General features: G+C 67.9%; 13 protein-coding genes. 2 read left to right on the top strand and 11 right to left on the bottom strand.

From position 1 onward, the window contains the following. Positions 1-7 precede the first annotated feature (7 nt). A complete protein-coding gene (locus EDC82_RS11835) occupies positions 8-859 on the bottom strand; it encodes a thioesterase family protein (protein WP_074040247.1) in 852 nt (283 codons plus the stop codon). 65 nt (positions 860-924) lie between these two features. Next, positions 925-2,232: an ISL3 family transposase gene (locus tag EDC82_RS11840; protein WP_083604063.1), complete on the bottom strand. Its 1,308-nt coding sequence runs from the start codon at positions 2,230-2,232 to the stop codon at positions 925-927. A gap of 189 nt (positions 2,233-2,421) precedes the next feature. On the opposite strand from EDC82_RS11840, the gene EDC82_RS15020 reads away from it, so the two are divergent. Next, positions 2,422-2,568: a hypothetical protein gene (locus tag EDC82_RS15020; RefSeq protein ID WP_191870482.1), complete on the top strand. Its 147-nt coding sequence runs from the start codon at positions 2,422-2,424 to the stop codon at positions 2,566-2,568. A gap of 53 nt (positions 2,569-2,621) precedes the next feature. Here the strand turns inward: EDC82_RS15020 and EDC82_RS11845 are convergent, their stop codons facing one another. From EDC82_RS11845 to EDC82_RS11885, 9 genes are all read right to left on the bottom strand, one after another. Beyond that, positions 2,622-2,951, bottom strand: a complete 330-nt coding sequence (locus EDC82_RS11845; protein ID WP_131941650.1) for a hypothetical protein — start codon at positions 2,949-2,951, stop codon at positions 2,622-2,624. A 2-nt stretch (positions 2,952-2,953) separates the two neighbouring features. Beyond that, positions 2,954-3,526 carry a hypothetical protein gene (locus EDC82_RS11850; RefSeq protein WP_131941652.1) on the bottom strand — a complete coding sequence of 191 codons (573 nt, stop codon included), beginning with the start codon at positions 3,524-3,526 and terminating at the stop codon, positions 2,954-2,956. Between the two features lie 132 nt (positions 3,527-3,658). Beyond that, complete coding sequence (locus EDC82_RS11855; RefSeq protein WP_006943264.1) at positions 3,659-4,966, bottom strand: ISL3 family transposase; 1,308 nt, start codon at positions 4,964-4,966, stop codon at positions 3,659-3,661. 227 nt (positions 4,967-5,193) lie between these two features. Then, complete coding sequence (locus EDC82_RS11860; RefSeq protein WP_235006302.1) at positions 5,194-6,201, bottom strand: thermonuclease family protein; 1,008 nt, start codon at positions 6,199-6,201, stop codon at positions 5,194-5,196. A 149-nt stretch (positions 6,202-6,350) separates the two neighbouring features. After that, positions 6,351-8,165: a lysine--tRNA ligase gene (gene lysS, locus EDC82_RS11865; protein WP_074040245.1), complete on the bottom strand. Its 1,815-nt coding sequence runs from the start codon at positions 8,163-8,165 to the stop codon at positions 6,351-6,353. 117 nt (positions 8,166-8,282) lie between these two features. Continuing rightward, positions 8,283-8,792: a DUF402 domain-containing protein gene (locus EDC82_RS11870; RefSeq protein ID WP_074040242.1), complete on the bottom strand. Its 510-nt coding sequence runs from the start codon at positions 8,790-8,792 to the stop codon at positions 8,283-8,285. Between the two features lie 102 nt (positions 8,793-8,894). Further along, positions 8,895-10,184, bottom strand: a complete 1,290-nt coding sequence (locus EDC82_RS11875; RefSeq protein WP_074040239.1) for an adenylosuccinate synthase — start codon at positions 10,182-10,184, stop codon at positions 8,895-8,897. A 212-nt stretch (positions 10,185-10,396) separates the two neighbouring features. Continuing rightward, entirely contained in the window at positions 10,397-11,359 is a 963-nt protein-coding gene (locus EDC82_RS11880) for a response regulator transcription factor (RefSeq protein WP_074040237.1), read from the bottom strand. A gap of 294 nt (positions 11,360-11,653) precedes the next feature. Beyond that, complete coding sequence (locus tag EDC82_RS11885) at positions 11,654-12,055, bottom strand: DUF3151 domain-containing protein (RefSeq protein ID WP_006943618.1); 402 nt, start codon at positions 12,053-12,055, stop codon at positions 11,654-11,656. 153 nt (positions 12,056-12,208) lie between these two features. On the opposite strand from EDC82_RS11885, the gene EDC82_RS11890 reads away from it, so the two are divergent. Next, on the top strand, positions 12,209-14,701 hold the full coding sequence (locus EDC82_RS11890) for a phosphoketolase (protein WP_006943697.1): 2,493 nt from the start codon (positions 12,209-12,211) through the stop codon (positions 14,699-14,701). Positions 14,702-14,719 lie beyond the last annotated feature (18 nt).

Here is a 14,719-nt window from a genome sequence, read left to right on the forward strand (position 1 = left end):
GTGTACGTCAGCCGAACAACGCCACCGTCTGACGACTGATGGCGACGAGGGCGCCGCTCGCGGGGTCGTAGATGCGCGCCCCCGAGTGGGCGTAGCCGTCGTGGGCGGCGTCCGTCGTGACGTCGTACCACCACGTCGTCACCGGGTCGGACGAGACGGGCGCGGTGAACTCGAGTGTCCACGTCATCGTCGACATCGGGGCCGGCGAGTGCAGCATCTGCCCCGCTGCCGGCGGCCACGCGTCGATGAGCGTGACGAGGTGCGCGACGCTGAAGTCGTCCGTCAGCTCGCGGAATCGCATGTAGCCGGTGAGGTCACCGTCAGTCGCTGCGGAGAACGGCAGCACCCCGCTGGCCGGGCGCAGGTCGACGCGTGCGATGAACTCGGGCGTGAACGGCTCGATGTACGGAATGGCCTCGAGCATCTCGAACGCCGGGCGCGTGACTGCGTCGAAGGTCGGATCGAGCGCCACCTTCGAGTCGCGTTGCGCACCGAACGTCAGCAGGGCGATGGCGCGGACGGTGCTCTCGCCGGAATCGTCCGGCTGCACGAGGCGCGCCTCGACCTGCGTCGCCGACTTGCCCTGACGCAGCACCTCGACGCGCACCTCGGCCGTGCCGGCGGAGGCCGGTGCGACGAAGTTGACGGTGAGCGAACGCAGCGACGTCGGATCCGCGGCCAGCTCACCGAGCACGCGGGCGACGAGGGCGCCTGCGACGACGCCACCGAACGTCGCCCGACCCTGCCCCCAGCCCGCCGGAATCGTGACGGCGCCCTGCCGCGCGGCGGCGGTGAGTAAGACGTCGATGTCGTGCTGGTTCTGTTCGCCCGGCGTGTTCGAGGTGGTGGTGTCGCTCATGACGCCATCGTAGGAGTCGATCGGCCTTGTGTGGGCTGAGTCATACCGGCGAGTAATCCGGCTCTTCACAGATGAGGGTGTAGTTGAGGTCTGAATCCGCCGGACTCGAGCAGGGATCTGGCGATGTAGTTGGTCAGGTTGCGGAAGCCCAGGGCCGAGCCGCGCAGGTGCTCCAGGCGTCCGTTGATCGCCTCTGTGGGGCCATTGCTGGTGCCAGGCCGCTCGAAGTAGGCCAGCACGTCGGTGGCGCGAGCCTTCAGGGTCCGACCGAGCTTGCGCAACTCGTCCAGCCCGGCGGGGACGTCTTGGCTGACGGCGTCGATGAGCGCCTCCATCGCCGCGCGGCCGAGGGATCGGTCCTTCTCGCGGTAGGCCGCGATCATCCGCTGGTAGATCCCCCAGGTCGCCTCGACGGGCACGTGCTCCTCGAGCACGAACAGCTCCTGCAGGCGGGTCTGCTGCTTGTCGGTGAGCAGGCCCGCGCCGGTGTGCAACGTTCTACGCGCACGGTAGAGCGGGTCGTCTTTGCGGCCGCGGTGCCCGTGCAGTTCCTGCTGGACTCGGCGTCGGCACTGGTCGAGGGCATCACCGGCAAGGCGCACGACGTGGAAGGGATCCATCACCGCAGCCGCGTCGGGCAGTTCCTCGGCGGTGGCGCTCTTGAACCCGGTGAAGCCATCCATCGCGACGACTTCGATGGCCTCACGCCATGCCTGAGGGCGAGCGGCGAGCCACTCCTTGAAGACTCGCTTGGAGCGGCCCTCGACCATGTCCAGCAGTCGTGCTGGGCCGCTGCGGTCGCGGATCGGGGTCAGGTCGATGATCACGGTCACGTATTTGTCGCCTTTGCGTGTGTGCCGCCAGACGTGCTCGTCGACGCCGAGCACGCGGACGCCGTCGAAGCGGTTCGGGTCCTCGATCAGGACGCGTGTGCCCTGGGCCAGGACGGCATCGTTGGCGGTGTTCCACGCAACCCCGAGCCCCTCAGCGACCCGCGCGACCGTCAGGTGTGCGATGACGATGCCCTCCAGCGCCCACGCCAGCCCTCGCCGGGAGAGCTTCGCGCGTGGCTCGGCCGCCAAAGACGTGTCTTGGCGCCACACGTGGCCGCAGCCGGTGCACCGGTAGCGGCGGACCGTGACCTCCAACGTCGTCGGACGCCACCCCAACGGCTCGTGGGCCAGCCGGCGGACAACCGTGCCGCGCGCGGTTCCTTCACAGCCACAGCGTCGGCACCAGCGGTCGGGTTCGACGACTCGACAGGCCAGGACCGCACCGGCGGGCTCGAGGCGCTGACCGGTGGCCTCAAGGCCGAGCTCATTCAAGCGGCAGAACATGGTCAGGTCAGGGTCGGTGAAGGTAGCGTCAGGCACGTCGAGGTCTTCCAGATGGGCAGTGTGAGAACTTCCATCATCGGAAGGCCTCGACGCCTACCCGGGCAGCGCCACGCCGTTCGATCCTTGACTACGCGCTACACCCTCATCTGTGAAGAGCCCGGTAAAGCATCGTCGATCGAAGACCGTACGCACATCACGACGACCGTCCCTCTCGACGCGTCTGAGATGGAGACCGTGGCCGCGTGCATCGAAGCGCAGGAGTACGAGGAAGCCGCAGCGACCTTCAACGCCGCGCTGATCGATGCGTGGATGGGCGGCACGAGCCCGGTGAACATGAAGATCTTGCACTGGACCCCGGTTGAGCCGGAGTGAGAAAACAGTGGAGGGGTAAGGCAGAAAACCTGCCTTACCCCTCCACTGTTACGTCAGACCTCTAATTGGGTGAGATCATCGATCGGCAGGCGAATGAGGCTCAGAACTTCGGCTGAATACCCAGATTGTTTCATCGGGTCATCTTCAATCCAGGCGGTCGCTTCTTCTGATGTTGCATGGGCTGAAGCAATCGCTGGCGATTCGTTCAGGTCTCCAGCAGCCCAAATGTACAGATTATTCTCAATCCGAGCTGCACCGGCTAGGTCCAAGTCTTCCCATGAGACTCTTGTCCTAAGATTTTTGTTGCTATCAAGGATCTTCAGAAGCTCGTCTTCCGACGTGAGTGCGACCTTGGCTGAGCCGTCTACGAAGACTGCGATCATGCCTACATCGTGCGCTTCAGTTGAGCAACCTTCGTGTAGGACCGCGCGTAGTAGGTCTTGTTTTTCCAAACGATCGTACCGAGCGTGGAACCAATAAACGTGGTGTTCGTGGTTCCCTTGCAGGTCTTCACCACGTTCTTCTGCTCGAGCTTTGCGATATTGCGACCACCTGACATCGTTGTGCCGCCGGCCTTCTTCCACCACGCATACCACTTGTAGTGAATCTCTTCAGCGTGAGTGATAGATGTTACGGGCGTGGTGCATGTCGTGATAGGCTTATTACCCGCAGCCTTGTAGTCATATTCCTTCCGCAGGTAAACTGCACCGGGGTTTAGCGTGCAAGGCCCATAGTTGGGTGTTGTAAAACGTACCGATGCGCCCTTTCCACATTGGTAGTCATTGAGCTTTTTGATTGCTTCTTCCTGACTGCTCGCCTGGATGAAGGGCGTTGCCTTCGCCTCGCCACCCTTGAGGAACTGGTCAAGGCACTCTGCGTCGCTAGAGCGGTCGGTTGAGCTCTGAGCTGCGGGCACGGGCTTCTCAGCCGCCAGGGCTGTCGGCGTCACAAGAGACACGCCGAAGACGAGGGCAGGCTTGTTGCTGCGATGCGCATACGTGTTGACATGACAACCGCTCTCACTAGGTCAATTCTTCGGGCTTTCGCAGCATACCTAGGTCAGGGGCTGGGGAAGGGGGAAACGGGCTCTTCACGAATGAGGGTGTAGCGCGGGTCTGAACCCTCCGGCTTCGAGCAGCGACCGAGCGATGTAGTGGGTGAGGTTGCGGAAGCCGAGGGCGGAGCCGCGGAGGTGTTCGAGTCGCCCGTTGATGGCCTCGGTCGGGCCGTTGCTGGTGCCGGGGCGGTCGAAGAACGCGAGGATGTCGCCCGCCCGCTGCTTCATGGTCCGGCCGAGCTTGCGGACCTCGACGAGCACCGCGGGAACGCCGCTGCTGATCGCAGCGATCACCTCCTGCATCATCGCCTTCGCTTTCTTCTTGTCGGGCTCCCGGTAGGCCGCGACGATGCGCTGGTAGATGCCCCAGGTCGCCTCGACCTCGACGTGCTCCTCGCTCGCGAACACTGCGTCCAGGCGTGCCCGCTGCCGGTCGGTGAGCAGGCTAGCCCCGGTATGCAGGGTGCGGCGGGCTTTGTAGAGCGGGTCGCCCTTGAGCCCGCGGTGACCGGTGGTGTCTTGCTGGACCCGACGCCGGCAGACATCCAGCGCGTCGCCGGCGAGGCGGACCACGTGGAACGGGTCCATGACGGGGACGGCGTCGGGGAGTTCCTCGGCGGCAGCGGTCTTGAACCCGGCGAAGCCGTCCATCGCGACCACCTCGATCCGCTTCGCCCAGTCCGCAGGGCGGGCGGCGAGCCACTGCTTGAACACCGCCTTGGAGCGGCCCTCGACCATGTCCAGCAGCCTCGCCGGCCCGGTCTTGTTCCTCGCGGGCGTGAGGTCGATGATCACGGTGACGTACTTGTCGCCCAGCCTCGTGTGTCGCCAGACGTGCTCGTCGACACCGATCGTGGTGACCCCGTCGAACCGGGCGGGGTCGTCGATCAGGCGCCGCTTGCCTTCCGCGAGGACGGCGGTGTTCGCGGCACTCCAGGACACCCCGAGACCTGCGGCGACGCGGGTGACGGTGAGGTGGTCGATGACGATGCCCCGCAGCGCCCACTCCAGGCCGCCGCGGGAGATCTTCGCACGCGGCGCCGCTGCCCGCGTCATGTCCTGCCGCCACGTGCGCCGGCAGTGTCCGCACCGGTACCGGCGCACCCGCACCAGCAGGGTCGTCGGCCGGTGCCCGAACGGCTCGTGCGCCAGTCGACGCGTGACCGTGTCCCGCGGCACGCCCTCGACACCGCACTTCCGACACCACGGGTCGTCCCCGACGACGCGGCATTCGATCGTGGCCCGATCCGGCTCGATCAGCTGGCCGACGGCGACGAGGCCGAGCTCGTCGAGGCGGCAGAACGTGGTCAGGTCAGGGGTCGCGAAAGTAGGGTGGAGCACGTCGAGGTCTTTCGGGATGGCGAGCGTGAAGAACTTCCATCATCCGGGAGACCTCGACCCCTACCCGGCCACCGACGCGCTCAACCGACTACACCCTCGTTCGTGAAGAGCCAGTAATCCAGGGGGTGGCGGGGCGTGGCCGGGCCCTTCCCACCCATGGCGCGCGCCTGCATCGGCCGGCGTCGAGCAGGGCGGCCACCAGGCCGACGTGGTGCGCTGCGGTCAGGTCAGTCGTTCGCCATGCGCCACCCTGCGGCGATGGCCTCGGCCGCGGAGCAGAACATGCGCTCCCCCTTGCTCGGCGTGATGACGGTCTTGTCGTACGTCGCCGAACCGGGCGCGTGCGCGATCTTGGCGCCCTTCGAGTTGATGTTGCCCTTGATCGCGCACGCTCCGCCGCTCGAGCCGGCACCGGCCGGCGACGATGGAGCGGCTGGCACCGCCGACGCGACGGGCGTCGAGGGTGCCGGCGCAGCTGACGTCGACGCAGCAGCGCTCGAGCCTGCGTCATCCTGGTGAAAACCGTTGCACGGCGGGCCCCACGTGCCGCGGTGGGCGTTCTTCGCCTGGTTCTGCGCCGCGAGATATTCGAGGCGGTGCTGGTACGGCCCGTCGTACGTGTACTCGCGCCCATAGCCACCCTCGATCTGCGCGAGCGCGACGTTCGTCGTCCCGCCGACGAAGACGTGACGCAGCAGGCGGCCGTACTTGTCGCGATCGCCCTGCGACGAGTCCGCCGCGAGCTGCACCTGCTTGCTCTGCACGAGCGACTGCATGTGACTGCTCGCCTCCTTGCCGAAGCACTGCACGGGCGTGTTCGGCTTGCGCGTCTCGGGGGTGTCGAGGCCGATGATGCGGATCTTCTCGCGCTTTCCGTCGATACGGACGGCGATGGTGTCGCCGTCGATGACGCTGACGACGTCGTACGCCGCTCCCGGACCCGTCCCGGCGCCCTGCCCGTGCGTGTCGCCGCCCTTCGCGGAGCTCGACGTGGCGTCGGACGCCGGCTTCGTCGATGTCGAGCCACTGTCGGCAGGCGTGGGCCCTGACGCTGACGCGCGCGACGAGCCCGACGCCGAGGGCGCCGGCTGCGTGCCGTTCGACGAGGACGCCGTGGGCGACGCGCTCGTCGCCGAGTGCGATGCGTCCGACGAGGTGCCGCAGGCCGCGGTGCCCGCGAGGAGCGCAGCCGCGCCCAGGCTCGTCACAGCTCCGCGGATCGTCGTCATCGTCATCACGCGCATCAGCGTAGACGTCGGCACCGACAACGCGGCCCGATCGGGCCGGAGACGCCCGTCACTGCGGCGTTCGCTGACCCGATCACCGACCCCGCCCGGCTCGACGAATGTGGACGAGAATCGCCGACGTGGACGGGGGTCGGCCGTCAGGGGGTGACGAGTTCGCGCAGGCGCTGCGGGCCGACGGCGAGCAGCAGCGTCGGAAGACGCGGGCCGGTCTCCTTGTCGATGAGCAGTGTGTAGAGCAGCTTGAAGAACTCGCGCTGGCTCGCGCCGAGGGCTGCGGCCGTCTCGGGGTCGGCCTTGCGGTCGGGTCGGAAGTCGGCACCCTTGCCGATCTGCACCTTCGGCACACCGTAGACCTGCGTCGTCAGCCCGTCGAGCGACCACGCGTCCTCGATGCGCGGCAGCCCCTGCTCGCCCGGTACGTCGAGGCCGTCGAGCAGGATGCGCAGGGCGGTCTTCTGCTCGTCGCTGGCGGCTGCGAGGGCGTCAGCGTTCTTCGTCTCCCGCACGACCGTGCGTTCGTCGTCGGGCATGTAGCGCGCGACCCAGTTCTCGACGTTCGTCAGGCGCGGGCGCAGCGCGTCGAGGCTCGACGGGGGGTTCGCCGGGTCGAGCGTGCCGACGATGCGCAGCGTCTGCGTCTCGTCACCCGTCGTGATGTCCGTGATGCTCGCGAGGGTGCGGTAGGCGACCGGGTACTCGGTCGCGGGCAGCACCTTCTCAGCCGTCGTCGACGCGCGCACGTAGGCGGCGACGTCGCCCGGCTGGCCCTTGTCGGCGGCGACCTTCGCGTCGAGCGCGTCCCACTCGTCGTACATGCGCTGCACGTCGGAGTCGAACGCGACGGTGAAGCTCTGGTTTGGCTTCTTGCGCGCGTAAAGCCAGCGCAGCAGGGCCGGTTCCATGATGCCGAGCGCGTCCTTCGGGGTCGGCACGCCACCCTTGCTCGAGCTCATCTTCGCCATGCCCTTGATGCCGACGAACGCATACATCGGGCCGAGCGGGCGCTCCCACCCGAAGATCGGAGCGACGTCCTTGCCGACGACGAAGCTCGAACCGGGGCTCTGGTGATCGACGCCCGACGGCTCGAAGACGACCTTCTCGACCGACCAGCGCATCGGCCAGTCGATCTTCCACACGAGCTTGCCGTTGCGGTGCTCACGCAGGTCGACGGTCTCGGTGTGCCCGCAGCGGCACGTGTACGTGAGGTCGTGCGTGGCGTCGTCATAGGCGGTGACGGTGGTGAAGTCGGTGCCGCACGCCGAGCAGTACGGCTTGTACGGGTAGTAACCGGACGCGCTGCCGCCGTCGTCCTCGGCTGCCGCCCCGGAACCGGCCTCCGCCTCGGCGGCTGCCGCCTGCTCCTCCTCGGACAACACGGGCGCCTTCTTGCCGCCCTTGACGGGCTTGCCGCTGCCGGCGGCGTCGCCGTCAGGCTTCGGCAGGGTGCGGTAGCGCGCGAGGATGGCGTCGAGTTCGTCGCGCTTGCTCATCGCGAAGAGGATCTGATCCGTGTAGGCGCCCGCGCCGTACTGTTCGCTCTGGCTGATGCCTCGGTAGACGACGCCGAGCGCGGCGAGGCCCTCCTCGAACTGGGCGCGGAAGTGCTCGGCCCAGCTGCTCGCCGAACTGCCCTTCGGCGCGGGCACGCGCGTCAGCGGCATGCCTATGTACTGCTCGTACGAGGCGTCGACGCCCTCGACGTTCGGCACCTTGCGGTAGCGGTCGAAGTCGTCCCAGCTGATGATGTGCTCGCACGCGATGCCGCGGCGACGGATCTCGTCGGCGACGAGGTGCGGCGTCATGACCTCGCGCAGGTTTCCCAGGTGCACCGGGCCCGAGGGGCTGATGCCGGAGGCGACGACGACCTTCGTGCCACGCTTCTCGGCTTCGGCGATCGTCTCGTCGGCAAGTCGCGAAACCCAGTCGGCGTCAGGAGGCAACACAGTCGTCATGGGTTCATTTTAGGCGCCCGGTCAGGGTGGTTCTGACGCGCCCGCAGGGGGCTCTTCGCGCTGACATCGGCAGGATGGCGGACGAGCTGGCCGTGAACCGAAACAGACGGCGCCTCGTCAGAGCTTCGCGAGCCACGTCTCGTGCGAACCGTCGAACGGTGCGGCGCCGTCACGCACCATCGCCATGACAGTGTCGGCAGCTTCGCGCGCAGCCGTCACGAGTCGCGGCGGGTAGCTCATCTCGCGGGCGTGCCGCTCGAACTCGTCCTCGTCGTCGAGGTCGAGGTCGCCGTTCGTGCGCTTGACGACGTCGAGGTCGAGGTCGAGCGTGAACGCCTCACCCTGGTTGACGGTCGTCGGCGTCGTGATGTCGACGTAGACGTCGATGTCATGGTCCTTGCCGCCCGGAGCGGTGTTGAAGGTGGCCACCCACCAGGCGTCGTCGGGAACAAGGACGACGAAGTCGCCGTGCGCTGCGAACTCAAGCCCGGGTCGTGCCACACGAGTGCCACCCGTCACCCCGAGCCACAGCCCCTGCGCATCACGACCGAGAACGACGGCGTCGAACCCCCAGTGCTCGTCACCGTTGTACTTGCCGAACTGCAGTCGGATCGCTTCCCTCGCCACACACTCAGCCTACCGGCGGCCCGCCGACGCCAGGACGCACACGAACGCGCCGCAGGGGCCGACTCGTCAGCGAGTCGACCCCTGCGGCGCGGGATGAGAGCGTCAGTCGTTCAGGAGATCGTGACGGACGATGACTTCGTCACGACCCGGGCCGACGCCGATGACGGAGACACGCGCGCCGATCTGCTTCTCGACGAACTCGATGTAGCGCTGCGCGTTCTCGGGCAGGTCCTCGAACGTGCGGCAACCGGTGATGTCGGCGTTCCAACCCGGCAGCATCTCGTAGATCGGCTTCGCGTGGTGGAAGTCGGTCTGGTTCTCCGGCATCTCCTCGACGCGCTCGCCGTCGATGTCGTACGCGACGCAGACGGGGATCTCGTCGAAGGTGTCGAGGTTGTCGAGCTTGGTGACGACGAAGTCGGTGACGCCGTTGACGCGCGTCGCATAACGCCCGATGACGGTGTCGAGCCAACCGATGCGGCGAGGGCGCCCCGTCGTGGTGCCGAACTCGCCGCCGATCTCGCGCAGGCGGTCGCCGACCTCGTCGTGCAACTCCGTCGGGAACGGGCCCTCACCGACACGCGTCGTGAACGCCTTGAGGATGGCGATGACGCGGTCGATGCGCGTCGGCGGGATGCCCGCACCGGTGCAGGCGCCCGCCGAGATCGCGTTCGAACTCGTCACGTACGGGTAGGTGCCGTGGTCGACGTCGAGCAGCGTCGCCTGGCCGGCCTCGCACAGCACGACCTCGTCGGCGTCGAGCGCCTTGCTCAGCAGCAGCGACGTGTCCTTCACCATCGGGCGCAGCCGCTCGACGTACTGCAGCAGATCCTCGACGACCTCGTCGACCTCGATCGCGCGACGGTTGTACGTCTTCACGAGCAGCTGGTTCTTCGTCTCGAGCGCCGCCTCGACCTTCTGCCGCAGGATCGACTCGTCGAAGAGGTCCTGCACGCGGATGCCGATGCGGTTCATCTTGTCGGCGTACGTCGGGCCGATGCCGCGCCCGGTCGTGCCGATCTTGCGATTGCCGAGGAAGCGCTCGGAGACCTGGTCGATCACCTTGTTGTAGCGCGGGATGAGGTGCGCGTTCGAGGAGATGACGAGCTTGCTCGTGTCGAGACCACGCGCCTCGAGGGCATCGATCTCCTCGAACAGCACGCCGAGGTCCACGACGACACCGTTCGCGATGACGGGCGTGACACCCGGGGTCAGGATGCCCGACGGCAGCAGGTGCAGCGCGTACTTCTCACCGTCGATCACGACCGTGTGCCCGGCGTTGTTGCCGCCGTTGAACTTCACGACGTAGTCGATTCGGCTTCCGAGAAGGTCGGTGGCCTTGCCCTTGCCTTCGTCGCCCCACTGGGCGCCGACGAGAACGATTGCCGGCATCGGTATCAACTGCCTTTGCGTAGCTGGTGGGCTGACGCCGCTCCCCCGCCACGCTCGACCCCCGGCGCGCGGTGGCCTCGAGCGACGAACCGGGCGTCAACTCTTACCGCCCAAGGTTACCCGCTGGCACGCATCCGTCGCGGTCGTCGTCAGCAGGCGAGCCGACGCGCCGCCCGCCGAGCGCCCCGGGGCGCCCCTGATCGAGTGCCTGGTCAGCCCTCGAAGCCGGTGAGGCCACGTTCGGTGAGCTTCACCGCGAGCTGGAAGCGCGTCTCGACACCGCACTCCTCCATGAGCGCCGCGACGCGGCGTCGCACCGTCCGCAGGCTGACGCCGAGCGCCCGCGCGATCGCCTCATCCTTCAACCCGGCCTGCATGAGTTCGACGAGACGCTCCGACGTCGGTTCCGCGCCGTCGTCGACGCCGGAGGACGCGGCCCACATCCGATCGAAGAGTTCGACGAACGCACGCACGACGACGGCGTCACGCAGCACGACGTAGCGCCCGCCCTCGCCGCCCCAATCGGTGTTGGCGATGACAGCATCCGTTCCATAGCAGACGAACTCGTTCGGGATGTGCGTCGCGAGGCGCTGCTCCTCGCCCAGGTTCGCCCACTCGACGACGTCGAGGCTGCGCGTGCTCGCGGCGTCGAACTCGTGCAGGCCACGCAGCAGGCGCCCGTCGGCGACGAGGCGCGCGAGCACCGGCTGCTCCCCGGCGCTGACGGCGAGTGCGTCGGTGTGCGTGAACCGGATCGGGCCCGAGGTCGATGCCGCCAGGTGCTCCATGACGTCACCGAGCCCGTCGATCTCGACGTACTCGCGACCCGCCTCGGCGGGGTCGGCCTGCTCCTGGCCCGCACGGTGGTCGCCGGCGAAACCATCGATGGCGTCGCGCAGGCGGGCGAGGTCGCGGCGTCGCTCGGCGAGACGCGCCTCCTCGGCCGACAGGACGCGTTCGAGCCCGGCGCGCGGATGATCGGCGGAGGGACGACCGTCCTCGGTGATGCGCACGAGACGCAGCGCGCGCAACTGTTCAGCCGCTGCCTCGACGTCACCGACGGGCGTGTTGAGCCGCGAGGCGTACACACCGAACGGTCGCGCCTGGTCACGCAACACCTGGCGGTAGAGCTGTTCGGCGAGGTCGTCGATGCCGAGGACGGCGAGAGGATTCACGCCGTCAGGCTAGCGCGCCGTGGCCGCCAGATGACATGCGACGGGGGTGTGGCCCCTCCCGGCCACACCCCCGTCGCGCCCGCCCTGTTGCAGGCGGCGGACGACGCCCGACTCCCGTTCGCTCATCCCCCCAGAGATACCGGGCGCCGACAGCCGCGCCCCGAGAGGCACGACGATTCGACGCACCGAGTGCGAGCGCTCCCTGACCGGGCATCGTCACATCTGAGACGCCGCGATCAGGAGATCGGTTCCCTCACGCCGACATCATTTTCGGACGCGGCGCTCAAGCGCGTCTCAGACGCCCAACTCACGCGCCGCGGTGGCCGAGGAGTCGCGCAGGAAGTCGGCGCAGCGTCGCTGCTCGTCGACCTCACCGATCTCGCCGGCGGCCTTGCTCAGCGCGGCGAGTGCGCGCAGGAAACCGCGGTTCGGCTCGTGCTCCCACGGAACGGGCCCCTGGCCCTTCCACCCGGCGCGGCGCAGGGAATCGAGGCCGCGGTGGTAGCCGGTGCGCGCGTAGGCGTACGCCTCGACAGCTTCGCCGTCACCCAGCGCGTCCTCGGCGAGCGTCGCCCACACGAGCGAACTCGCCGGGTACATGCGGGCCACGTCGCGGGCGTGGACGCCGAGGTCGAGCTTCTCGGCTGCGGGGTCGACGTCGAGCTTGGTCTCCGGAATGGCAAGAAGGTTGTCCATGCCGCCATTCAAGCATCGACACCCGACAACCCCGCCGCGGCGGGCCGGCAACACCCACGTCACACCCCTCACGCCGCCGACCGACTCCACCGAGCGTCAGGACCAACGTCCCAGCCCCTTTCATCGCTCGTGCCGCACGACGAGAATGGAGGCATGACCTTCCACGTCAGCACCGCGACCCCCTGGCAGCCCTCCCCCGGAACCGAGCTCACCGACGCGACTCTCGAGACGATCCACCGCTGGTGGCGCGCCGCCAACTACCTGTCGGTCGGGCAGATCTACCTGCTCGACAACCCCCTGCTGCGCGAGCCGCTGACGCGCGACAACGTCAAGCATCGCCTGCTCGGGCACTGGGGTACCACGCCCGGGCTCAACTTCCTCTACGCCCACCTCAACCGCGTCATCGCCGAGCGCTCTCAGCCGACGATCTACGTCACCGGCCCCGGCCACGGCGGCCCCGGCATGGTCGCCAACACCTACCTCGAGGGCACGTACTCGCAGATCTACCCGAACGTCGGGCTCGACGAGGCGGGCCTGCGCCGGCTCGTGAAGCAGTTCAGCTTCCCCGGCGGCATCCCGTCGCACGCGGCACCCGAGACACCGGGCTCGATCCACGAGGGCGGAGAGCTGGGTTACGCCCTCAGCCACGCCTACGGGGCCGTCTTCGACAACCCCGAACTGCTCGCGTTCACCGTCATCGGTGACGGCGAGGCGGAGACGGGGCCGCTCGCGACGTCGTGGCACTCGAACAAGTTCGTCAACCCTGTCACCGACGGCGTCGTCCTGCCCGTGCTGCACCTCAACGGCTACAAGATCGCGAATCCGACGGTGCTCGCCCGCATCAGCGACGAGGAGCTCGATGCCCTCATGCGCGGCTATGGCCACACGCCGTACGTGTTCGAGGCGGGCTTCGACGACGAGGATCCGATCTCGATCCACCGCCGTTTCGCGACGCTGCTCGACGAGGTGTTCGACCACATCGCCCGCATCAAGGCCGAGGCCGCCGAAGCGGGTGCCGAGAACGCCGAGCGTCCGCACTGGCCGATGATCGTCTTCCGCACGCCGAAGGGTTGGACGGGCCCGAAGACGATCGACGGCAAGGTCGCCGAGGGTCACTGGCGCAGCCACCAGGTGCCGCTCGCCAACGCCCGCGACACCGACGAACACCTCCACGACCTCGACGCGTGGCTGCGCAGCTACCGCCCCGACGAGCTGTTCGACGAGGCCGGCCGCCCGGCCGACGACATCATGGCCCTCGCCCCCGACGGCGAGCTGCGCATGGGCGCGACGCCCTACGCCAACGGTGGCGAACTGCGCATCGCCCTCGAACTGCCCGACTTCCGCGACTTCGCCGTCGACGCGGGCCGCGACGACGAGCGCGGCACCTCGGTCGCCGAGTCGACGCGGGTGCTCGGCGAGTGGTTGCGCGCCGTCGCAGCCGCGAACCCTGAGAACTTCCGCATCTTCGGTCCGGACGAGACCGCGTCGAACCGGCTGCAGGCCGTCTACGAGACGACGAACAAGCAGTGGATGGGCGCGTACGAGCCCAACGACGCCGAAGACCCGATGGGCCGCGTCGGGCAGGTCATGGAGATGCTGTCGGAACACCAGTGCCAGGGCTGGCTCGAGGGATACCTGCTCACCGGCCGCCACGGGCTCATGTCGAGCTACGAGGCGTTCATCCACATCGTCGACTCGATGTTCAACCAGCACGCCAAGTGGCTCAAGGTGACGAACGAGATCGGCTGGCGTCGACCCATCTCGTCGCTCAACTACCTGCTGAGCTCGCACGTGTGGCGTCAGGATCACAACGGATTCAGCCACCAGGACCCCGGTTTCATCGACCACGTCGTCAACAAGAAGAGCGACGTCATCCGCGTCTACCTGCCGGCCGACGCGAACACGCTGCTGTCGACGTTCGACCACGTCCTGCGCACCGAGCAATACGTCAACGTCGTCGTCGCAGGCAAGCAGCCCAACCCCGTCTGGCTCACGATGGACGAGGCCGTCCGGCACTGCGCGCGCGGCCTGGGCATCTGGGAATGGGCCGGCACCGAGGTCGCCGGCGAGGAGCCCGACGTCGTGCTCGCCTGCGCGGGCGACATCCCGACGATCGAGGTGCTCGCCGCGGCGAAGATCCTGCGCGAACGCGTGCCGGGGCTGAAGGTGCGCGTCGTCAACGTCGTCGACCTCATGCGCCTGCAGGCCGAGAAGGAGCACCCGCACGGCCTGAGCGACCGCGAGTTCGACACGATCTTCACACCCGACAAGCCCATCGTGTTCGCCTACCACGGCTACCCGTGGCTCATCCACCGCCTCACCTACGGCCGGAGCGGCCACAGCAACCTGCACGTGCGCGGGTTCATCGAGGAGGGCACGACGACGACGCCGTTCGACATGGTGATGCGCAACGACCTCGACCGCTTCCACCTCGTCATCGACGTCCTCGACCGTGTACCCGGCCTCGGTGCACGCTGCGCGGGGCTGCGTCAGGAGATGCAGGATCTGCGCCTCGAGGCACGCGCCTACGCCTACGAGAACGGTGAGGACCTCCCCGCCGTCGCGTCGTGGGTGTGGTCCGACGCCGGCGACACCGGCACCGAAACCGGTGGCCCGCAGCAGGACACGGGCGGCGACAACGTCTGATACCTGACACGCGAACGG

It is taken from the genome of Dermacoccus sp. SAI-028, from assembly GCF_004346775.1.
Classification (GTDB): domain Bacteria; phylum Actinomycetota; class Actinomycetes; order Actinomycetales; family Dermatophilaceae; genus Dermacoccus; species Dermacoccus nishinomiyaensis.